The sequence below is a fragment of the Kitasatospora azatica KCTC 9699 genome, from assembly GCF_000744785.1.
Classification (GTDB): domain Bacteria; phylum Actinomycetota; class Actinomycetes; order Streptomycetales; family Streptomycetaceae; genus Kitasatospora; species Kitasatospora azatica.
In genome coordinates, this window is the sequence record NZ_JQMO01000003.1 from 2,995,205 (window position 1) to 3,016,167 (window position 20,963).

The window sequence follows — 20,963 nt, forward strand, 5'->3', positions numbered from 1 at the left end:
TGGTGTGGTGGTAAGGAAAATCAGCGGTGACGGGTGGTGCGACCCAGCACGACGACGGCGACCGGGACCAGCAGTACGGCGGCTGCTCCGCAGCCGTACAGCTGGACCATGACCGGATCGCCACCGGCCAGCAGGGCGGTGAACTCGAATCCGGCCGCTGCCAGGCAGAGGCCGGCGGTGCGCCAGGCGACCGCCAGCGCCTGCAGCAGCAGTGCCGTCCACAAGGTGGCGGCGAGCAGCAGCAGGGCGGTCAACTGGGTGGCGCCGATCAGGTGGGCGTTCGCCCAGAGTGGGGTGACCGCGAAGTCGATCGCGGCCACCGCGAGCAGGTAGCCGAGCAGGCAGCCGGCCAGTGCCAGCGCGGTGCGGCGGCGGAAGGCGGCGGGGCTGAGGCTGACCCGCAACGCGGTGGTGGCCAGCGCCCGGTAGCGGTAGAGCAGCCACTCGGCCAGGCCCAGGCTCAACGTGAGCGCCACCAGGGCGGGACCGGTCGCCGACGCCCCGGCGAGCGGTGCGGCCAGCGGACGCAGCGCGTGGTGCAGCGTGGCACCCAGCCCCGCGATCATGGTCAGGGTGCCGACCGCCAGGCCGAACAGCCCGGCCGCCACGGTGCTGGACCAGTCCGGGCCCTCCGCCGCCGTGGCCGACTTGGCGAAGCAGCGGCGCACCTCCCAGCCCGCCAGGCCGAGCGCGGCCGCCAGCGTGCCGAGCAGGATCGCGGCCCGGGCCGGGCCCGGCAGCGGGACGGCGAAGACCAGCCCGGCGCCGATCGCCGACGGGCTGAGCGCGGCCAGCAGCAGCTTCTCCTTGCCCAGCACCAGCAGCGCGGTGGCCGCCGCCAGGTAGCAGGACTGCCCGATGGTGAAGAGCAGGGCGGCCAGCGGCCCGCCCAGCAACCAGCCGGCCGTCGCCGCCAGCAGCGCGCCGGCCGGTCCGCCGATCGCCAGCGCCCGGCCCGCCGCGCGCCGGTCGGCCCGGCTCAGCCAGCCGTACGCGCGGTGCGCCAGCGCCTGGTTCCAGGCCCAGCTGAGCAGCGTGGCGGCGGCCATCGCGGCCATCCCGGAGGGCAGCCCGAAGCGCATCCGGTGCGCGTTGAACAGGCCCGCGCCGAGCAGGTAGCCGAGACCGGGCAGCGCGAAGACCAGTCCGCGCAGCACACAGCGCCACGGGTCGGCCCGCCACGGGTCGGCGGCGGTGACCGGCCCGGGGTAGCGGCGGTCGACCTTGTCGAACAGCTCCTCGGCCAGGGTGAAGGCGTCGGGGCGGCCGTAGAGCAGGGCGGCCTGCTCGTCGGTCAGCCCGTCCGACTCCAGGAAGGCGGCGATCTCGTAGGGGTGCACCGCGTCGGCGCACAGGTCGGCGAGGCGGTCGGCGAGTTCGTCCAGCGGGTCGGGGGAGAGCTCGGGATAGTCGGCGACCGGGTCGAGCGACTTGGGTCGGCGCCGGCGCGGCAGCGTGCGCAGCCGCATGGTCTCCTCGGCCCACCCCGGAGTGCCCTCGTCGGGTACCAGCCGCAGGGGCCCACTCATGCGGCACCCTCTTCGTCGGCGTCCTGGACCACCGTGAGGCCGGGCTTCTCGCCGAGCAGCTCGGTGTAGATCGACCGGAAGCCGTCGATGTTCTGGCGGAGCGTGAACTGCTCGATCACCCGCAGCCGGGCCGCCTCGCCCATGCCCGCCCGGCGGACCGGGTCGCGCAGCAGCTCCAGCGCCGCCCGGGCCATCGGCTCGGGCTCGCGCGGCGGCACCACCAGACCGGTGTCGCCGACCGCCTCGCGCACCCCGCCGACGTCGGTGGAGACGGTGGCCCGCCCCGAGCTCATCGCCTCGATCAGGGTGAACGGGAAGCCCTCGCTGATGCTGCTGAGCATCACCACGTTGCCGGCCGCGTACGCGTCCTGGATCAGCTCGACCCGGCCCTCGAAGACCACCGAGTCGCCCAGCCCCAGCTCCTGGGCCAGCGCCACGCAGCCGTCCCGGTAGCCCTCGGCGCCGCGCGCCGTGCCGCCGAACAACCGCAGTCGGGCGTCCGGCAGTTCGGCCCGGACGATCGCGAAGGCGCGGATCAGGGTCTCCAGGTCCTTGATCGGGTCGACCCGCCCGGCCCAGCTCAGGGTGGGTACCTCGGGCTCGGGGCCGGCCGCGGGGAAGAGTTCGGGGTCGACCCCGTTGTAGACGGTGCGGATGTTCTCCGAGGGGGTGCCGCCGCGCTCCTCCCAGCGCCGGTTGTACCGGTTGCCGGGGGTGACCAGCGCCGCGCGCGAGTAGCTCTCCTCGGCCAGCATCCGGTAGAAGCCGAGCAGCAGGGCCTTCACCGGCCAGCGGTACGGTCCGGTGCGGTAGCCGAGGTAGCGCTCGCGCAGGTAGATGCCGTGCTCGGTGAGCAGGAACGGCACCGCGTACTGCTGGGCGGCTATCAGCCCGGGCAGCGCGGCGAGGCCGCCGCTGACCGCGTGGGCCACGCCGGTCTGAGGCGGTTCGGCGGCCAGCGGGCGCAGCGCGTGCTCGAGCAGGTCGGTGGCGTGCAGTGCGTCGTGCAGGGTGGGGGTCGCGGCCGCGGTGGGCAGGTAGGGCCGGGTCCACACCCCCTGCAGGGTGCGCAGCGCGCCCTCGCTGCGCAGCGCGGGGCTGAGCAGTCCGCGGCGGGCGAAGTCGGCGAAGCCGTAGAGCTCGGTGCCGAAGTGGGTGTCGTAGACGGGGTCGAGCAGGGAGTGCAGGAATCGCTCGTAGGCGTCCAGGAAACGGCGCAGCTCGCGGCCGCGCGGCGGCTTGCCCTGGTCGGCGGGGCCCCAGAGCGGTGCGGTGGTGACACTGCGGACCTGGGGCGGCAGTTCCCAGGCGAGCTCCTCGGTGCCGCTGCCGGTCACCGCGATGATGTCGAACTCGACATCGGGCATGCCCTGGACCAACTGGTCGCACCAGACACTGACGCCGCCGTGTGCGTGCGGGTACGTCCCCTCGGTAAGCAAGGTGACGCGCATCCTGCGTCCTTTCCGCCAAGATCGGTGGCACCCGGTGGCGGCCGGGCGCCGCACCGGTGCGGTCTCGTCGTCTGCGAGCCCGCACCGGTGGGTTGGTGCTGTGCTGTGCTGTGCTGTTGGTGCTGTGCTACTGGTGGTGCCGGTGGTTGTCCGCGCCGGTTACTTGCCGCTGGCCGGGACCAGCGACTTGGCCTTGCTGCGCTTGGTGTCACCCGGGCCGGCCGGGACCGCCTTGGTCACGCCCGAGGGCACGACGGCCTTCGGCGCGGTGCTGGTGGTCTTGGCGGTGCTGGTCACGGTCTTGGCGCCCAGCGCGGCCGGGGTGTTGCCCGAACTCAGCTGCAGGGTGACCGCGCTCTGGAAGACGCCCGGGGTGGCCCAGCCGGACAGCGTGCCGGCGTAGGCCGAGCCGAAGGCGGTGGAGCCGAGCAGCTGCTGCTGCACGGTGCCGTTCGGCATGGTGGCCTCGACCTGGACGCCGGACGGCGCCTGGACGGTGACGGTGCTGCCGATCCGGTAGCCGGTGACCTGGCCGGCCGCGACGGCCTTGCTCCAGGCGGCCCGCTTCTGCAGCTCGACGCCGATGTTGGCCTCGCTCAGGTTCACCACGGGGGCGTTGGTGTTGTACAGCCCCTTGTAGGTGTTGAGGATGCTGTTGAGGACCGGGTAGGCGATCTTGTCCTCGGCGAAGTTGGACTGGTGGATGAAGTGCGGCCGCGGGTCGTTGTTCAGCACGTGGCCGAGGTCGATCCGGGTCTCCAGCGGCACGATGTACGAGGCGTACCCGGTGCTGGTGTTCAGCGGGGCCGCCAGGCAGGTGGAGTTGCCCGAGGTCTCACAGACCCCGCTGCCGCCGTTGGCCTTGCTGGTGTAGATCCAGTTGTACTCGTCGACCTCTTCGTTGGTGTGGCCGGCGTTGTAGAACACGTTCATCGGGTAGCGCGGGACGGTCTCCGTGCTGCCCACCAGACGCTGGTTGGCCTCGCGGGAGGCGTCGCTGCCGGTCCACTTGATCCCGGTGGCGGCCAGCGCCGGCGCCAGGTTCGGGTTGTCGACGGGCTGCTGAGGCGTGGTCACCAGGCCCGAGTGCTCACCGGTGAGCAGCTCCTGCGGGTTGATGTTCAGCTTCTGCGCCTTGGCCCAGTCCAGGTTCTTCTGGATCGCGGTCTGGATGTCCGCCTGGCTGACCCAGACCGTGTTGCCGCTGGCGTCGGTCTGGCACTTCCACGGCACGACGGTGACGTCCTGCACGCAGCCCAGGAACGGGTGGTCCCAGGTGTGGTTGATGAACCGCAGCGAGTTCTGGTTGGCCAGGGTCGCGGTCAGCAGCCCGTCGGTGGTGGCGCCGGAGTTGGAGAGGTAGTCCTCACTGCCGTAGCCGTTGAACGGCAGGTCGACGGTGAAGTTGTTGGCCTTCTCCCAGTTCACCAGGTAGGTGACGTCGTCCGCGGTCATCCGGATCGGGTTGCTGTCGGCCGGGGTGCCCGGCTGGCAGGTGACGTCACCGGGGGTGCACTTGAGGTTGGTGTCCCAGCGGTCGTCGGACAGGAACAGGTCGTCCGCGTGGAGCGCGAAGTAGTTCCGGTCGTAGCCGAGGTGCACGCCCTGGGTCAGCCAGTCCACCATGCCGCGGGCCAGCAGCCGGTACTGCTGCTGGTACTGGTTGTAGACGAAGGTGACGACCAGTTCCTTGCGGCTGTCGTGGCTGTACTCGCCGACCAGCGAGCCGCGCGCCGTGCTGTTCGGGATCGGCGCGTCCACCAGGGGGGTGAACGAGGCGCCGGCCGGCAGGGTGGTGAGCGGGGTGGCCAGGTAGCCGTAGCTCTCGCTGACGTTCGGGTCGTTGTCCTCGAACGGGACACTGCCCTTGAGGTACCCGAACGGGCCCGCGGTGCCGGCGGTGGTGACCGCGCCCTGGGTGCCGTCGAGGGTGCCGATGAAGCCCGGGTTCTGAGCCCAGTTCAGGCCCACGTCCGGCCGGGCATAGGTGTAGGCGTCGATCTGTCGGATGCCGAAGGTGGCCTCGTACGAGGACAGCGCCGTCATCTCGGCCGAGCCGGACGCGAACGGGTTGTCGTTCGGCAGCACCACGCCCTGGAACTTCGCGCGCGGCGAGCCGTTGAGCGTGTCGCTGAGGAAGGCGGAGGTGATCGTGGGTCGGTTGGGGTCCGACAGCTTGATCACGGTGTAGGGGGTGCCCTCACTCGCCAGTTCCGCGGTGATCGCCGCGACGGCCGGACCGCCGTCGTCGACCACCAGGACGGTGAGGTCGATTCTGTTCTGCGCCGCTCCGAAGGCGGTCGCCGTCTGCAGGCACGTGGCAAGCAGACCGGCTGCCGCGCACGCGGCAGCACGACGGGTCACTCGACCCATGTGGTGTTCCTCCCCTGAACGGTGGACCGCCCCCGCTGTGTCCACCCGGATGTACTTTGCGTCCCCCGTGCTCCACGGTCAACCGTGCGAGCCACTGCCGACCATGGTGGAGCAGGATTACCTGCTTCATAGGCCGAACGGATGATAGTGCAGCCAATCTGTCATAGACGTTCACCTTGGTGCCACGTTGGTCACCTGAAAGTTGTTAAGGCGGTCTTAATGCGGCGATAAGGCGGGTGGAACATGACAAGTTTTGCTTTATGAACGCGTCTCACCAGGTGAAACGCGTCGTACACGGGCGCGCGCGGCCCAGGTCAGCGCGCCGGGCCCCGCCCTGTCCCACGCGCTGGCGCACTTCGTACGCTTGTCATAACCGTGCCGACCCCGAGGAGTACCCGTGACCGAGCAGCCTGAGCAGCCCACCACGGCAGCGGCCGAGCTGGCCGCCCGCAGCCTGGGCCTGGCGGGCGCGGTCAACGCCCGTGACCTCGGTGGCTACCGAACCGTCGACGGGCGGGTGCTGCGCACCGGCGTCGCCCTGCGCAGCGACGGCCTCAACCGCCTCACCGAGGCGGACCGGGCCCCGTTCGCCGCCCTCGGCATCCGCCATGTCGTCGACCTGCGCAGCCTGGACGAGGTCCGCGAGGCCGGTCCGGACAAGGTGCCCGGCCTGCCGGTGGCCGACATCTCGGCCGTCGAGCTGTCCGCCGAGCCGCTCAGCGTCAGCGCGCCCGGCCCCGACGGCATCACCCTGCACCACCTGCCGGTCTTCGCCGCCGACTTCGACATCTATGTCGCGCTGCGCGACGCGCTCGCCGACCGCGACCCGGTCAAGCAGCAGGCCCTGCTCGGTGACGGGCGGGCCGCGCAGATGATGGTCGGGCTCTACCGCTGGTTCGTCACCGACCCGGTGGCCCGCGAGCGGTTCGCCACCGTGCTGCGCCTGCTGGCGGCGCCGGACTCGCCGCCGGTGCTCTTCCACTGCACGGCCGGCAAGGACCGCACCGGCTGGACGGCGGCCCTGGTGCTCACGGCGCTCGGCGTGGACCGGGCGACCGTCTTCGAGGACTACCTGCTGACCAACGTCCGCTCCGGCGCCCTGGTCGAGACCATCGTGGACAGCTTCTACACCCGCGGTCTGATGCGCGACCCCTCGCTGCTGCTGCCGCTGTTCCGGGCCGACGCCGCCTACCTGGAGGCCGCCTTCGCCGAGGTCGAGGCCGGCTGGTCGGGCTTCGAGGAGTTCTGGCGGTCCGGCCTGGGTCTGGACGACACCGTGCTGGCCGGACTGCGCAAGAACCTGCTGGGCGACTGAGGCCGGCTCAGCACGTCATCAGTACTCGCTGGTCAGTACTCCGCGGTCAGTACTCGCTGGTCAGGCCCTCGCGCAGCTGGGTGAGGGTCTTGGTCAGCAGTCGCGAGACGTGCATCTGCGAGATGCCGATCTCCTCGCCGATCTGCGACTGGGTCAGGTTGCCGAAGAACCGCAGCATGATGATCCGGCGCTCCCGGGGCGGCAGCTTGGCCAGCAGCGGCTTGAGCGACTCGCGGTACTCCACGCCCTCCAGCGCCAGGTCCTCGTAGCCCAGCCGCTCGGCCAGCGGCCCGTCGCCGTCCTCCTCGCCCGGGGCCGAGTCCAGCGAGCTGGCGGTGTAGGCGTTGCCGACGGCCAGGCCCTCGACCACGTCCTCCTCGCTGACGCCCAGGCAGGCGGCCAGCTCGGCGACGGTGGGGGAGCGGTCCAGCCGCTGGGCGAGCTCGTCGCCCGCCTTGGTCAGCGCCAGCCGCAGTTCCTGCAGCCGCCGCGGCACCCGCACCGACCAGCTGGTGTCCCGGAAGAAGCGCTTGATCTCGCCGACCACGGTGGGCATCGCGAAGGTCGGGAACTCCACCCCGCGGTCCGGGTCGAACCGGTCGATCGCCTTGATCAGCCCGATGGTGCCGACCTGGACGATGTCCTCCATCGGCTCGTTGCGGCTGCGGAACCGGGCCGAGGCGTAGCGCACCAGCGGCAGGTTCAGCTCGATCAGGGTGTCCCGGACGTAGCTGTGCTCGGCGCTGCCCGGCGTCACGGTGGCCAGCCGGCGGAACAGCGAACGGGACAGGGTGCGGGTGTCCAGCGCCGGCGAGGCCGCCGGACCGGTCTGGACCGCGGTCTCGACTACCGGCACCGGCCCGGGTCCGGCCGCGGGCGCCTGCTCGACGACCGCCGTACCACCGTGGATCTCTGCGCTGCCCAGCTCTGCGGACATGCACCCTCCCCCTCGTGACTGGTCCAACGGGAGCCTCCGCTCGGCGGTTCCCCGGTGCGCGCCGAGTGATCGGCGTCCCCCCATCGCTTGCTTACCGGAACATAGCGCGCGGCAAACCCGAACGTCGCGAGATGTCACGTGGTAGTAACGCGCAGCGATGCACCGTCAGTGGTCACTCGTCCCAGGAGTTTCCGGTGCGAAGCCTGGTCAAGATCCTCGACAACAGCCGGGACACGTGCATTTGAGACATTCCCAGCTCGTTGGAAATCTGGGACTGCGTCAGGTTGGCGAAGAAGCGCAGTATGACGATCCGGCGCTCCCGCTCGGGCAACTGCACCAGCAGGTGGCGCACCATGTCGCGGTGCTCCACGTCGGTCAGCGCGGAGTCCTCGTAGCCGAGCCGGTCCAGCAGGGCCAGCCCGCCCTCGTGCTCCTGGGCGGCCTCCAGCGAGGCGGCGTTGTAGGCGCGGCCGGCGTCCAGGCAGGCCCGCACGTCCTCCTCGGGGATCCGCAGGTTGGCGGCGATCTCGGGCACCTTGGGGGTGCGGCCGTGAGTGACCGTCAGCTCCTCCATCGCGCCGCTGACCTGGACCCAGAGCTCCTGCAGTCGGCGCGGCACGTGCATGGTGCGCACATTGTCCCGGAAGTAACGTTTGATCTCCCCCAGGATGGTCGGCAGCGCATAGGTGGGGAACTGCACGCCGCGGTCCGGGTCGAACCGGTCGATGGCGTTGATCAGGCCGATGGTGCCGACCTGGACCACGTCCTCCATCGGCTCGTTGCGGCTGCGGAAGCGGGTGGCCGCGTAGCGCACCAGCGGGATGTTGACCTCGATCAGCGCGGCCCGCACCTGCTCGCGCTCGGGGGCCTGCGGGGGGAGTTCGGCGAGCCGCTCGAAGAGCACCCGGGTGAGGGTGCGCACGTCGATCGGGCCGGCGGTCTCCACGAGCTCGACGAGCTCCGCAGGCTCCGCGCTCTCGGCGGACTCCACTGAATCCACGGTCACCCCCTCCTTCTCCTTGGTTCACCACCCTGTCCTGCCCGGCAAAATCGGTCATAGCATCACAAGCCGGGCGTGCTCCGTTCAAGTACCGGACGGAGGCGTGTTGACGGACCGTCGGCTGCGCGCGGGCCGGAACGCGACGGCCCCCCGCCACTCGGACGGGCTCACCGGGAGCCGTCGGGTGGTGGGGGGCCGTTGGATCGTGCGAGTACGACCTGTGGTGCTGGTGGGGATCAGACCTCGAAGTCGGCGACCACCAGAGTGGCGATCTCCCGCCACTGGTGGGCGGCGGCCACGTGGTCCGGATGGGTGGCGTAGGCCTGCAGGGCGTTCTGGTCGGCGACCAGGCTGTTGAGCGCATAGTCGTACGCGACCTCGCGCGGGCTGACGTTCCAGCCGTGCTGCCACTCCAGCAGCTCGGGGATCTGCTGGTCGAGCCCCTCGAAGGCCTTGTGGGCGGCGAGCGCCCGCTCGTCGTCCTTGCTGATGCCTTCGTTGAGCTTGAACAGAACCAGGTGGCGGATCACGGGCGTGCTCCTTGCGGGGCCGAGAGGGTGGCGGACCCGGACACGGTAACCCGGGGCCACCGCCGGTCGGCGGGGCTGCCCGCCATGTGGCCGGGCTGCCCGCTACGTGGCCGGGCCGGCGCTATTTGACCAGGCCGGTCATGAAGGCGCCGACCGACTTCGCGGCGTCCGAGATGCCGAGGAACCCCGACTGGACCAGCTCGGCCGCGCGTGCGGGCGAATGGATGATCGTGTAAACCACGAAAATCAGCAGCAGATACATGCCGATCTTCCTTGCCTGTGCCATCGGAACCGCCCACCTCCGCCGTCAGTCGCACCGATCCAGAGCGCAGCCTATCCACCGAATGGCGCAAACAGGTGTGCAACGCGTTCACTCGGCGGGACGAAGGTCCCCGCGACTGGGGCCCTTGTGCGGATGCCCGCGGGCGAGCACGGCGGCAGGATGGTTGTTGTACCGAGGGTCTGGCAGGAATTCCCGGTACGTGGGTCCGGAGCTCCCCGCTGTGGGACCGGGTGCCGCGGGGTTCCCCCGAGCGGCACCGGTTGTGGGACCTCCGCCGGGGGAGCCGTCCGTCCCCCCGGGACGGCTCCCCCCACCTCTCCTTGACGGTGGTTCAGGCCTGGGTACTGCTCAGGACTGTGTGAAGCGCACCTCGGCCTCGGGGCTCAGCCCCAGCTCCTCCCCGGTCACCGGCTCGCCCGTGCTGATCAGGATGTTGTAGTGGTTGGGGAAGTGGCAGGCGTCGAAGCCGAGCACGGTGCCGACCGGCCGCCCGCCGATCCAGACCGTGTCGCCCCGGTCGATCACCCCCGCGCGGGAGATCTCGGTGAAGCCCAGGAACCCCACCCGGTCCACCCGGGTCCCCGGCGTCCCGTCCAGGACGTCGGTGGTGACCAGCTCGTGCAGCTCGCCGGCCCGTACGCAGCGGCTGGCATACGGCTCCACCGTCATGCCGCGGTCCTCGCGGCGGTGGATCAGCACCTTGACCAGCTGGCCGGCCACCGGGCGCTTGGCGCCGTCCTCGGGCACGGCCGGTGAACCCTGAACGGCGAGCGAGGGCGCGCCCTGCTGGAAGGTCATCGGGCCTCCTGGGGGATCCGGATCGCGATGTGGGTGGCCTGCTCGCCGTCGAGCCGGTACGCGGCGTGCACCAGCTCCAGAGCGGCCAGGCCGCCGTCCCGGTGCGCCGCCGGGTCGTCCAGTGCGGCGCCGAAGGCCGCCAGGATCCCGCGGTACTCGTGCCAGAGCGACTCCTTGAACCCCGGGTGGCCGGCCAGCAGGTCGGCCCGGTGCACGGTGCCGTCGGCCAGCGTGACCTCGACGTCCTTCAGCTCGCCCGGGTACGACCAGTCCAGTTCCACCCGGGCCCGGCTCGGGGTGGGGCCGGCGGTGGCCAGCTCGATCACCGCCTGCCGGTCCAGGCCCCGGGCGTCGCGGTCGATCCGGACCCGGGTCACGGTCAGCTCGGCCTCCCCGAGCAGCAGCCGGACCAGGTCGAAGGCGTTCGGGCCGTTGTCCGCCACGCAGCCGCCGCCGCACCGCGCGGGGTCCAGGTACCAGCGGTCCCGGCCGACGTACTCCTCGATCCGCTCGAAGTAGCGGACCCGGACCCGCCTGACCGGGTTGTCGGCCGGAGCGGCCGGCAGGGCGAGCACCGGGGCGTTGTAGCGGCGGTGGAAGGCGGTGAACAGCACGGTGCCGCGCTCGGCGGCCAGCGCCGTCAGCGCCCGGGCCTCGGCGAGCCTGGTGGCCAGCGGCTTCTCCACACAGACCGGCAGACCGGCCGCGAGCAGGTCGCGGCAGAGCGCGGCGTGCGCGTCGTCGGGCACGGTGACGACCACCCCGGCCAACTCGGGGTGGGCGGCGAGCATGGCGCGGTGGTCGCGGTAGGCGGGCACGGTGGCGTCCCGCAGCGCCGCCTCGTTCAGGTCGCAGACGGCGGCCAGCCGGAAGGCGGGGTCCGCCTCGATGGCGGCCAGGTAGAAGCGGGAGATGACGCCGAGGCCGATGACGGCCAGCGGGCGGGGGCCGGTCTTCGGGCCGGGGTCGGTACGTGTGCTCATGCGGCGCCGCCGATCGGTCGGGGAGCGGTCAGGCCGCTGTCGGCGGCCAACTCGGTCAGCTCCTGGAAGCGGGCCGGCGACAGGTGCACCCCGCTGATCAGCTGACGGGCCGCCAGCTCGCCCTCGGGGTGGCCCGGGTAGCTCACCGGCCGGGTCGGGTCGACCGGCGGGCAGTCCAGCAGGCTGCCGAACAGCCCGGTGGCCTGGGCGGCGAACTCCGCGCCGTCGCGCAGCGCGCCCGGTGCGACGGCCAGCGTCAGGTAGCCGATGTCGTCGTCGCGTCCGGTCGGGCCGCCGTCGCCGGCCAGCGCCTGCTGGGCCGGGCCGAGGCCCGCGCCGGCCAGCAGCGCGCCCAGCACCTCGACCACCAGCCCGAGCCCGTACCCCTTGAAGGCGCCGGTCTCCGGCCGACTGCCCAGCCAGAGCAGGTGCGCCTCGCCGCGGTCGAAGGCGGCCGGGTCGGTGACCGGCGCCCCGTCCTGGTCGGCCACCCAGCCCTCCGGGATCCGCTGCCCGGCGCGGGCGGCGGCCCGGACCCGGCCGGTCGGCACCGCCGTGGTGCTCATGTCCAGGACGAACGGGTGCAGTCGCCCGCCCGCCGGGGCGGCCACGCTGAGCGGGTTGGTGCCGAGCATCGCGGGCCGGCCGCCCGGCGGACGGGCGATCCGCTGCCGGCCGCAGTTCGCCGCCAGCAGGCCGATCATGCCGCGCCGGGCGGCCCGCAGGGTGTGGAAGCCGGCGCAGCCCAGGTGGGTGGCGCCGCGCACCGAGACCAGGCCGATGCCGTGGGTGGCGGCCCGCTCCACCGCCAGGTCCATCGCGGCCGGGGCCGCCCACAGGCCGAGCGCCCGACGGTCGTCGAGCAGCACGGCGGCGCCGAGGTCGGTCAGCCGCTCCGGCTCGGCGAGCGGGTCGGCCCGCCGCTCGTCCAGCAGCGGGAGGTGGAGCCGGGTGAGGTTGACCAGGCCGTGCGAGGTGAGACCGGTGAGGTCGCCGTAGCAGAGCGCCTCGGCGGCGGTCCTGGCCCGGGCGGCGGGCAGGCCGCGGTCGGCGAACACCTCGGCGGTGAAGCGCAGCAGCTCGGGGTAGCGGACCAGGACGCCGGGGCGGCTCGTACCGTGCGGGGCGCCGAGGCGGGCGCCGTCGCCTTCGAGGGTGGAGGTCACGGGCATGCGGGGTGCGGCTCCTGGGTGCTCGGGCGGGGGGACGGGAGAGTGGCTGAAGCGGTGTCGAAGGCGGCGAGCAGGTCGGCGACGGCGCGGGCGAAGGCGGTCAGCTCGGCGGTGTGCACGAACTCGCCGTCGGCGTGGGCGTTGTTGCCGTCGAGGGTGCCCGGGCCGAGCACCACGGTGGTGGCCTCCGGGCGGCCGGCCAGCCAGATCGCGTCGCAGGTGAAGCCGGGCAGTTCGGCGGGCCAGGGAGCGATCCGGGCGGCGGCCAGCAGCTCGGTGAGCCGGCGGTCGCCGGCGGGCGGCTCCAGCGCGGGCAGGCCGCGCTTGAGCCACTGCAGTCGCGTGATCCGGGCGGCGTCCACCGCGGTTCGGGCCAGCAGCGGGTTGGCGGCGAACCGGTCGGCGAAGGCGCGCAGCCCGTCGGCCAGGCCCTCGGTGACGGCCTGCTCCAGGCGCTCGGCGGTGGCGGGGGAGGGGTAGGCGAGGTTGAGCAGCAGCTCGCCCTGGCCGTAGACCCGGTTGTGCAGGTGCCCGGTGTGCAGGCCGGCCACGCAGAGCCGGCCGTCGCCCGGCTGGACCGTCGCGGCCAGGTGCTGGGCGAGGAAGCCGAGCAGCACGGTGGCGTTGTGGCCGGCGGCGGGCCGGTCGTCCACCGCGTCCTGGCCGTGCACCTGGATCCGCGCGGTCATCGCGGCGGTGCAGCTGGTGAGTGCGCGGTTGCCGGTGGGCTCGCAGAAGACGTTGAGCCGGCCGTAGTGGCCGGCCGCCACCAGCGGGCGGGTGCCGATGGTGCCGAGCGCGCCGCCCTCCTCGCCGGCCACCGCCTGGACCAGCACGGTGATCCGCTCGGCCAGGCCCGGGCGGAGCGCCAGCGCGGTGCGGATGCCGGTGAGCAGCGCGACGGCGGGGCCCTTGGCGTCGACGGCGCCGCGCCCGTAGTACGTCCCCGGCCCGCCCCGCTCGCCGGTGTACCGCACCTCCTGCTGCCCCGCCACCGTGTCCAGGTGCACGTTGAACATCACCGTGCGTTCGCGCGGCAGCGCCGGGCCCAGCCGCAGCAGCAGGCTCGGCTGCTCGGCGAGGAACCGCGGGTCCGCTGCCGCCGCCTGCCGCACCGGCAGTGGCACGTCCGGCAGTTCGGCCCAGCCCGGGTCCGGCGCGGTGTGCTGCAGCACCTTGAAGCCCAACCGGGCGGCGGCCTGGGTGTAGGCCTGCTGCGCCGCCCAGAGCCGGGCCGTCCCGGTCGGCTCCTCCAGCGGCCCCGCCGTCGGCAGGGCCAGCAGTTCCAGCAGCAGCTGATGGTCCGTCGGTTTCAGCACGGGGACCACTCCAGCCCCGCCGCCGTCGCCCGCCAGCCCTCGGCGGCCGCCACCGTCTGCTCGGCGAGCTCGCGCAGCGCCCGCCCGCAGCGGGCGAAGCTGCGGCGGCACTCGGCGGGGTCGGCCCGGTACCCCTCGTGCGGGCGGACCGCGAGATGCGGTTCGTCGGTGATCCCGCAGTAGCCGATCCGTCGTTGGGTGCTTTCGCTGCTTCCGGTGCTTTCGCTGCGCGCGGGTGTGGTGCGCACTGCCTCAGTGGACATATGACAACTCCCGTTGGCTCGACTCCGGTTGTCCCAGCAGCAGGTCGGCGCCGCTGATCCGCTTGGCGTCGCTCAGCAGCCGTACCGCGCGCACATGCGGGTCGAACTCCACCTCGGGCGGCAGTGGGGCGGCCAGCCGGTCGGTGAGCGTGCTGGCCAGCCAGGGCGCCACCACCGAGACGTCAGACTGCCGATCTTGACGACGCGAAGTCAATTCGCTTTGGGGTGTTTCTTCACGAAAGAGTGGATTACCCGTCATCAGCACTCTTTTGATGGTATGGCGCTGGACAGTTGACATACCCTCGGTCCCCCGCGGCCCACCCCTTTGGAGATCCTTCTCGCCTCCTCCCTCCTCACCGCCCACGTGTTCCGCCACCCCCACGGCCTCCCCGAAGCCACCCCTACCGCCCTCCGCCTCCGCCCCACCTTCCTCACCCGCCCCCACCGCGCCATCGACTACGCGGGAGACTGGCTCGCCCTCCGCCCCAACAGCTAGGCAGCCGCTGCCTCGGCGGGACTGGCGGCAACTCGCGTGCTCGCCAGGACCTCTGACCTGGCAGGAGCAGTGCCATGAAGCCAACGCCCCCTCCGCCACGCCCTCCTGCGGCTCAACCGGCGGCCAGCCTGCCGATCGCCAACCCAGCCCTGGCGGCACGCAACGCATCCCGTGCCCGGCCAGCGCCTCTGGCACTCACCGCCGCCCCGCCGCCCACCGCGATCACCCGCCCACCGAGGCCCGCACACACGCGGCAGATGCCCGGCCGGGCCACCGGGTCATGGCACTTGGCGCACTCGGTCTGCCGCCGAGCTGTCGGCGACGGCTCGGGCGAACGCACGGGTGGCATCTTGCGCTCCAAGCGACTGCGCAGCACCCCGACGGGGGAGTGCACGGTCGCAGGCAGGCCGGGCAACAGCGCCCGCGCCAGCTCCGCCGGGGTACTGCCCCGCTCCAACCACTCCGCCACGAGCGGCGCGAGCTTGCGTGCCTCGGCCTCGCCCACCCACAGACGCGGCTCCGGCTTGATCACCCGGAACAACCTTTGAACCGCCACACGGACCTGCTCGTCAGGCATCGCCGTGCTTTCTCCGCTGCTGCCGGGGAGGGTAGGTACTTCCACCAGCTTCTTTACAGGAGGGATGTCAGCAGAACCGAGCCTCGCTTCACCGGCACCCGGACGCATGACACCCGGCGCCCCCAACTGCGGCGTGTCGAAGACATGAGCCTCCGAGCGCACCGTCCCGTTCGGCATCCGCACCGTATCGACCCGGTAATACCCGGCCGCCATCAGCTCCTTCAGAGCCTTGCGGATCGCCCCGCGCCCCTGCGGACTGGAGTCGGCCATCTGACGCCCGTCCTCGCGCCAGCCGTCGGGACGCGAGAGCAGGTCGACCAACAGGCCGCGAGCGGTGTAGCTGAGCCGACGGTCCTGGAGAAGGCCGTTGGGTAGCACCGTGAAAGAGCGCACGTGGGCGCTACGATGAATGTGCATCGGGAGTTGCTGCTCCTGTTGCCGGACCCCGGGGTGTTAGCGCACCGCCGGGGTCAACTCTTGAGGCGTTAAGCCAAGATGCCGCCCAGCTTACCTTGCGTGCTGCACTGGTGACACTGCGTCCTCGCTGGTCGGACAATCCTATGGACTGTCAGTTTCACTACCTTGCCGCTTGCCTCCCCGACGGCCGTCCAATCCCAAGGCGTGGTCCGTGTTCTCCTCGAGGGCAGGCCAGCCAGTCGGTAGTGCGCCTTATTCCGATGCCGGTGCGGGTCAGTGGCGGCGTGCTGCAGTGGGAAGTACGTGATCCGGAGCTCGCGGATTTCGCGCAGGATCGAGTAGCCAGCCCATTCGGCAGACAGGGCCAATCCGACTCCAAGTCGGCGAGAGCGAAGCTCCGCCAGCAACTGGGCAAGCCTCGAAGACCCGGCTGTCTTGGCCGACCTCGAACGTAACCCCCGGCTATGGGAGCCGATTCCTTGCCTAGGAGTCGGCCGCCTGCGCCGGCCGTGGCTCCCGCGACGGCGGCACCCACATCCTGTTCGCGGCCCGACGGCGCCATTCAACCTGACGACCCTGGCCCCAGGCGCCGCAGAACACCGGGAATGTGCCAAACGTTTCGGCCTCCGCTCCGTCTACGTCGCCATGCCTCGTCTCAAGAACATGCGCTGTCTCTCGGACTGATGCTTGTGAAGCGCCTGCGGACTGTCAGTGTTTGCCCCTACGCTTTCCGCTACGCACGCGGCTCCTTGTGGAGTCAGAGCGCTTAGCGCTGCCCGCGATGGGCTTCCGCGGCGTGCTCGCGTGCAAGCTGAGAGCTGGAGGCTGCCCGCACCATGAAGATCACTCCCTCCGCGCGTGTGCTGCGCATGCTCGGCGAGATCGAGTTCGACGAATGGCAGTGCCTCGCAGAGCTCGTCGACAACGCGTTCGACGATTTCACCGAGATCCACCGATCCGGAGTCCCCTGGGTCGGCGGCTTCCGGGTCAGTGTGCGGCTTCCCAGCTCCGTGAGCGGTGAGCTGGTGATCGAGGACACCGGCCGGGGCATGACTTACGAGCGTCTCGAGCGCGCTGTCCGCGCGGGGTGGTCGGGCAACGACATGCACGACAAACTTGGGCTCTTCGGCATGGGCTTCAATGTGTCTACTGCCAGGCTGGGCCGGCGGACCCGGGTCCTGACTACGCGTCAGGGAGACCCCGAGTGGATTGGGGTGGAGATCGACCTCGATCGTATCGGTGACGACTTCGAAGCCGAGGACATCGTTGAGCCGAAGGCTGACCCGAACGAGCACGGCACCCGCATCATCATCAGTAAGCTGCACGCTGGCCGTGCCCAGTGGCTACGCAAGAACGGCTCGGCGCTGCGCAACATCCTCGGTGGCGTCTATTCCTGGCTGCTGGAGAATCGCCCATTCGAACTGTGGATCGGCGGGATCCAGGTGAAGCCGGTGCGGCACTGCCGGTGGGGAGACGACCGCTTCGTCCTCTACAACAACAAGGAGCGGATCCCCGCCTACGTCGAAATCGACGAGAAGCTCGAGGACGGCGTCGCGTGTGCCGATTGCGGGCAGTGGCAGTTGCCCGGCCGGGAAGTGTGTGAGGACTGCGGTAGCGATCGGCTCAATGTCCGCGAGCGTCGGGTGCATGGGTGGCTCGGGATCCAGCGGTACCTGCACAAGCAGGAGTACGGAATCGACTTCCTCCGCAACGGCCGCAAGATCCTGCGGTGGGACAAGCGGCTGTTCACCTGGCGCAACCCTGACGGCGGCGTTGGCAACGAGGAGCCCGAGTACCCAGTGGAGCTTGTCCATCAGGGCGGCCGCATCATTGGTGAGATCCACCTCGACCATGTCCCGGTCGGCTACCAGAAGAACGCTTTCGAATACGGTGACCGCAGTTGGCGCTCGGCCGTGGAGATCCTGCGCGGTGTCGGCCCGTTGCTCCCTCAGCGGGCAGCCGCCCTCCAGTACCTTGAGAATACAAGTCCCCTCGCTCGACTGGTGAAGGGCTACCGCCGGAACGACGCCGGTGAGCGCTACCTCATTCCTGGGGACGGCCGGAAGCCAATCCACGATGACACCCGCCGCTGGGGCCTGGAGTTCCATAAGGGAATCGCCGCGTACCAGTCGGACGAACGCTGGTGGCAGGCGGTGCTGGATCACGAGGCCGCCAAACGGAACGGCAAGAAGGAGAAGGCCTCCACCAACACGCCGGATCAGCCGGATGAGGCGGCCGTGCTCGAAGCGCTCGGTCTGGACGAGGCAGCGGCGGACCTGCTGAACGGTTTGCAGCCCGAGTCCCCTGCCCAGTCTTCGGTGCAGACTCCCCCGGTAGCAGCCGGCGCGCCTACCGTTGTGGCGGAGCAGGGAAATCGGGAGAAAGAGACCCGACAGGAGCGAATCAGCCGCTACGCCGAGAACTCCACCGTATACCCGGCGCTGAGCCGCCCCCTTGGTCACCCGCGCATCGGATACGTCGATATCGAAGCCCGTCGGCTCACCAATGGCCCGCTGCTCGATGACAAACTCAACCCGACCCCGGTCCTGCTCGACCAGCAGCGCGGCATGTCCTTCGCCGCCTTCCTCGACCTGGAACACGAGGTCTTTCAGAAGTTCGGTGTGGACCCCGCCGACCTGCTGATCGCGGAAGCCGCCGTACTACTCAAGGTTCAGGCGGACAGCGACTGGAGTCACTCCCAGCTCATGGCAGCAATCCGCGCCGAATCCTTGCCTGCTACCGCGCTCGACGCCCAGCTGATCAGCGCCGAGGCACAGGAGCTGCTGGCGGAGATCCGTCAGCGCATGGCAGCGGAACTGGACCGCGCCGGTGAACCTGCGCGCGCCTTCCAGTACCTCTCTCCAGACGAACTCACAGCTACCGAAACCGCCATGATCGCCAATGGGAAGATCACCAGGACCGCTGATCTGGGCACACGTGGTGACTTCCTGCTGCATGTCCCCCCGCTCTTCCTGGTACGTCTGCTGGAGTCCTGGCCGGAAGTGTTCATGGACGGCCACGTGTTCCAGGGCCTGTACGAGGGCGTTTCTTCCCCCGGGGCTCAGCGGCTCAGCCTCGCCCGGTCTGTTGGCTATCTCTCTGACGTCGCCACCCAAGCCAGCTACACAGTCGCCAGCCTCCCGAGCCAACTGCTGCGCACGAGGCTGAGCATCCGTCTGCTGTCCGACGAACTCGCGGAGGAACGGTGAGTGCAGTCTTCCTGGCGGCGGACGAGCTTCTGAGAGGTGGCCCCGTCGGGCTGCCCCATGCCGTTGAACGCGCACTGTGGTACCTCGGATTCAATGACGTTCGCGTTATCGATGGAGCCGGCGACAACGGTGCTGACCTCCTCGCGGTGCGCGCCCGTGAGCAATGGGTCTTTCAATGCAAGTGGAAGGCAAACGGGAAGGTCGACCGAACAGGCATCGATGACCTCGAGCGTGCCCGGACACGCTACCGTGCGGACAAGGCCGTGCTGGTCACTAACACGGACGTTAACCAAGCAGCGGAGGAGCGGCGCCGCGCCCTCAATGGAGTGGGCATCCCCATCACTGTCTGGCAAGGAGCCACCCTGGCTGCGATCGGCGACCGCATGCCCCAGACCGTTCCCAGTCAGTATGCGCTTCGTCCCTATCAGGTAGCGGCTGCGGACGCTCTCGAGCGGGATCTTCGCACGAACGGAGCCGCTCTACTTGTCCTGGCAACTGGCTTGGGTAAAACGGTCGTCGGCGGCGAGGTGATCAGTCGTCACCTCGCCGCCGACCCGAACGCCAGGATCCTTGTGGTCGCCCACATGAAGGACCTGGTAGAGCAGTTGGAGAAGGCGATGTGGCGGCACCTTCCCAAGTCCGTCCCCACACGGCTGCTCACCGGGGACAGCAAGCCCCAGCTCCTTAACGGTGTGCTCGTCGGCACCGTTGAGTCTGTACTCGGGGCGGTGCACTTGGGCTACCGTCCCGACCTCATCATGATCGACGAGACCCACCACGTGGCAGAGACCGGCAGGTTTGCGGAATTGCTCGACTTGTGCGGGGATACCGCACAGCTAGGGGTGACCGCGACACCCTGGCGGGGCGACAAGTTCGATATCACCTCACGCTTCGGCGAACCCAGCTTCAAGATGGGAATTGCCGAGGGCATGGCTGCTGGCTACTTGTCCGCCGTCGACTATCGACTCTACGTGGACAACATCGACTGGGATGTTGTCAAAGACGCCAGCCTGCACGGGCAATCGATCAAGGACCTCAACCGTTCCCTCTTCTTGCCGCAGCGCGACGAGGAGGTCGTCGAGCACTTTCGTGAGGCATGGCGGACGACCCCCGACCCGCGCGCGATCGTTTTCTGTCAGACCATTGAACACGCGGAGCACATGGCCAAGTTGCTCGCCAGTGCGGACCCTGCGTGGGCGAACGCGTCGTTCCTACACAGTGGACTGCCGCGGCAGCGGCGGCAGATCCTACTCAATGAGTTCCGGCTCGGGCGCGTTCCGGTGGTCACATGCGTCGATGTCTTCAACGAAGGTGTCGACGTTCCTGACGTCAATCTGATTGCATTCCTGCGGGTCACCCACAGTCGACGCATCTTCGTCCAGCAGCTCGGCCGCGGCCTGCGCTTGAGCCCCGGCAAGAAGGCCCTTCGCGTCCTCGATTTCGTCACCGACATCAGGCGCGTCGCAGCCACCCTTGACCTTCGCCGCTCACTCGAGGCCGAGCAGCCCGAGTACCTGAGGGTGCGGATGCCCCATGCCTCCCGGATCGAGTTCAGCGACGAGACCGTCGGCAGCCTCATGGACCACTGGATCCGAGACGCCGCAGACCTAGAGACCGCGGCGGATGAGGTCCGCCTGCAGTTCCCGATCACGACAGGAATCGAATGAGCGCCTACTCCCTGCCCACTGACGTCGAAGCGGAGATCGTCCGCCTCCTCTACGGACAGGCGGCTGACGTCAACTGGACCTACCTCCCGGACGCAGAGCGCACGAGGCTGTACCAGCAGTGGACTGCGGACCCGCAGATCGGCGGCCGGCTTCTGCCGTTCGTGGGCACGCCTGAGAATGTTCGTCCGTGGATCAAGGACGGGCCGATGAAGGAATATACGCGCGCGACGTATGGCGTGGGCAAGTACGCGCCATTGATTGCTAAGCCCACTACCAGTGTGGACACGCTCGTTGAGAAGGCGCTCGGCTCGGGTTGGTCGGTCGATTTGGAGTCGCTCGACATCAAGCCGCTGAAAGTCGTCATCCAGCGCCAGGACGACGAGGACGTGGAGCAGCGCTTCACATGGGGGCCGGTGAGGGATTTCAAGCACCTTGCCTGGGCGGCGATCACGGCTCAGGCCGACGGTGACCCGCTGCCGTGGGTGATCTGCGCGGTCGACTCCTTCGTACGTCGGGTTACCCCGGCGCAGAAGGCGACTCACGAGCGAATCGCACAGCGTCTCGGCCTGGTTGTCGCTCACGTTACCGATGGCTGACGTGGTTGGAGCGCTGGCGACAGCGGATCAACGGAAGAGACGATCGCA

General features: G+C 70.1%; 18 protein-coding genes. 4 read left to right on the forward strand and 14 right to left on the reverse strand.

Annotated elements, in window-relative coordinates; translation table 11 throughout:
* Nucleotides 1-20: 20 nt before the first annotated feature.
* The 3 genes from BR98_RS24010 to BR98_RS24020 form a co-directional block, all read right to left on the reverse strand.
* Nucleotides 21-1,529: a hypothetical protein gene (locus tag BR98_RS24010; protein WP_035847442.1), complete on the reverse strand. Its 1,509-nt coding sequence runs from the start codon at nucleotides 1,527-1,529 to the stop codon at nucleotides 21-23.
* A complete protein-coding gene (pelF, locus tag BR98_RS24015) occupies nucleotides 1,526-2,980 on the reverse strand; it encodes a GT4 family glycosyltransferase PelF (protein ID WP_051970139.1) in 1,455 nt (484 codons plus the stop codon). The genes BR98_RS24010 and pelF overlap by 4 nt, the downstream gene beginning before the upstream one ends.
* 159 nt (nucleotides 2,981-3,139) lie before the next feature.
* Nucleotides 3,140-5,353 carry a hypothetical protein gene (locus BR98_RS24020; protein WP_035847443.1) on the reverse strand — a complete coding sequence of 738 codons (2,214 nt, stop codon included), beginning with the start codon at nucleotides 5,351-5,353 and terminating at the stop codon, nucleotides 3,140-3,142.
* 397 nt (nucleotides 5,354-5,750) lie between these two features.
* Here BR98_RS24020 and BR98_RS24025 point away from each other — a divergent pair, with 397 nt between their 5' ends.
* Nucleotides 5,751-6,668 (forward strand): tyrosine-protein phosphatase, encoded by a 918-nt coding sequence (locus BR98_RS24025; RefSeq protein ID WP_051970140.1) that lies wholly within the window; start codon nucleotides 5,751-5,753, stop codon nucleotides 6,666-6,668.
* Between the two features lie 46 nt (nucleotides 6,669-6,714).
* Here BR98_RS24025 and BR98_RS24030 read toward each other — a convergent pair whose 3' ends face one another.
* The 11 genes from BR98_RS24030 to BR98_RS24075 form a co-directional block, all read right to left on the reverse strand.
* A complete protein-coding gene (locus tag BR98_RS24030) occupies nucleotides 6,715-7,605 on the reverse strand; it encodes an RNA polymerase sigma factor SigF (protein WP_035847446.1) in 891 nt (296 codons plus the stop codon).
* A gap of 172 nt (nucleotides 7,606-7,777) precedes the next feature.
* On the reverse strand, nucleotides 7,778-8,611 hold the full coding sequence (locus BR98_RS24035) for an RNA polymerase sigma factor SigF (protein ID WP_407639489.1): 834 nt from the start codon (nucleotides 8,609-8,611) through the stop codon (nucleotides 7,778-7,780).
* 230 nt (nucleotides 8,612-8,841) lie between these two features.
* The gene (locus tag BR98_RS24040) at nucleotides 8,842-9,135 is read right to left on the reverse strand and encodes a Dabb family protein (protein ID WP_035847448.1); all 294 of its coding nucleotides are present in this window, start codon (nucleotides 9,133-9,135) and stop codon (nucleotides 8,842-8,844) included.
* Between the two features lie 121 nt (nucleotides 9,136-9,256).
* Nucleotides 9,257-9,397 carry a hypothetical protein gene (locus BR98_RS40480; RefSeq protein ID WP_198042410.1) on the reverse strand — a complete coding sequence of 47 codons (141 nt, stop codon included), beginning with the start codon at nucleotides 9,395-9,397 and terminating at the stop codon, nucleotides 9,257-9,259.
* 369 nt (nucleotides 9,398-9,766) lie between these two features.
* Nucleotides 9,767-10,216 carry a DUF6917 domain-containing protein gene (locus tag BR98_RS24045; protein WP_051970141.1) on the reverse strand — a complete coding sequence of 150 codons (450 nt, stop codon included), beginning with the start codon at nucleotides 10,214-10,216 and terminating at the stop codon, nucleotides 9,767-9,769.
* Nucleotides 10,213-11,199, reverse strand: coding sequence for a Gfo/Idh/MocA family protein (locus BR98_RS24050; RefSeq protein ID WP_051970142.1), 987 nt, complete (start codon nucleotides 11,197-11,199; stop codon nucleotides 10,213-10,215). Before BR98_RS24050 ends, BR98_RS24045 begins: the two co-directional genes overlap by 4 nt.
* On the reverse strand, nucleotides 11,196-12,371 hold the full coding sequence (locus tag BR98_RS24055; RefSeq protein ID WP_083976912.1) for an Ldh family oxidoreductase: 1,176 nt from the start codon (nucleotides 12,369-12,371) through the stop codon (nucleotides 11,196-11,198). The genes BR98_RS24050 and BR98_RS24055 overlap by 4 nt, the downstream gene beginning before the upstream one ends.
* The gene (locus BR98_RS24060) at nucleotides 12,362-13,690 is read right to left on the reverse strand and encodes a M20 family metallopeptidase (protein ID WP_232247507.1); all 1,329 of its coding nucleotides are present in this window, start codon (nucleotides 13,688-13,690) and stop codon (nucleotides 12,362-12,364) included. The genes BR98_RS24055 and BR98_RS24060 overlap by 10 nt, the downstream gene beginning before the upstream one ends.
* A complete protein-coding gene (locus BR98_RS24065; RefSeq protein ID WP_157537913.1) occupies nucleotides 13,684-13,953 on the reverse strand; it encodes a hypothetical protein in 270 nt (89 codons plus the stop codon). The genes BR98_RS24060 and BR98_RS24065 overlap by 7 nt, the downstream gene beginning before the upstream one ends.
* Nucleotides 13,943-14,125: a hypothetical protein gene (locus BR98_RS40485; RefSeq protein WP_198042275.1), complete on the reverse strand. Its 183-nt coding sequence runs from the start codon at nucleotides 14,123-14,125 to the stop codon at nucleotides 13,943-13,945. Before BR98_RS40485 ends, BR98_RS24065 begins: the two co-directional genes overlap by 11 nt.
* A 436-nt stretch (nucleotides 14,126-14,561) precedes the next feature.
* A complete protein-coding gene (locus BR98_RS24075; RefSeq protein ID WP_035847453.1) occupies nucleotides 14,562-15,443 on the reverse strand; it encodes a hypothetical protein in 882 nt (293 codons plus the stop codon).
* 836 nt (nucleotides 15,444-16,279) lie between these two features.
* On the opposite strand from BR98_RS24075, the gene BR98_RS24080 reads away from it, so the two are divergent.
* The 3 genes from BR98_RS24080 to BR98_RS24090 are packed head-to-tail and all read left to right on the forward strand — an operon-like array spanning nucleotide 16,280 to nucleotide 20,915.
* The gene (locus tag BR98_RS24080) at nucleotides 16,280-18,652 is read left to right on the forward strand and encodes an ATP-binding protein (protein ID WP_035847456.1); all 2,373 of its coding nucleotides are present in this window, start codon (nucleotides 16,280-16,282) and stop codon (nucleotides 18,650-18,652) included.
* Nucleotides 18,649-20,319 (forward strand): DEAD/DEAH box helicase family protein, encoded by a 1,671-nt coding sequence (locus BR98_RS24085; protein WP_035847458.1) that lies wholly within the window; start codon nucleotides 18,649-18,651, stop codon nucleotides 20,317-20,319. The genes BR98_RS24080 and BR98_RS24085 overlap by 4 nt, the downstream gene beginning before the upstream one ends.
* Complete coding sequence (locus tag BR98_RS24090; RefSeq protein WP_035847461.1) at nucleotides 20,316-20,915, forward strand: hypothetical protein; 600 nt, start codon at nucleotides 20,316-20,318, stop codon at nucleotides 20,913-20,915. The genes BR98_RS24085 and BR98_RS24090 overlap by 4 nt, the downstream gene beginning before the upstream one ends.
* Nucleotides 20,916-20,963 lie beyond the last annotated feature (48 nt).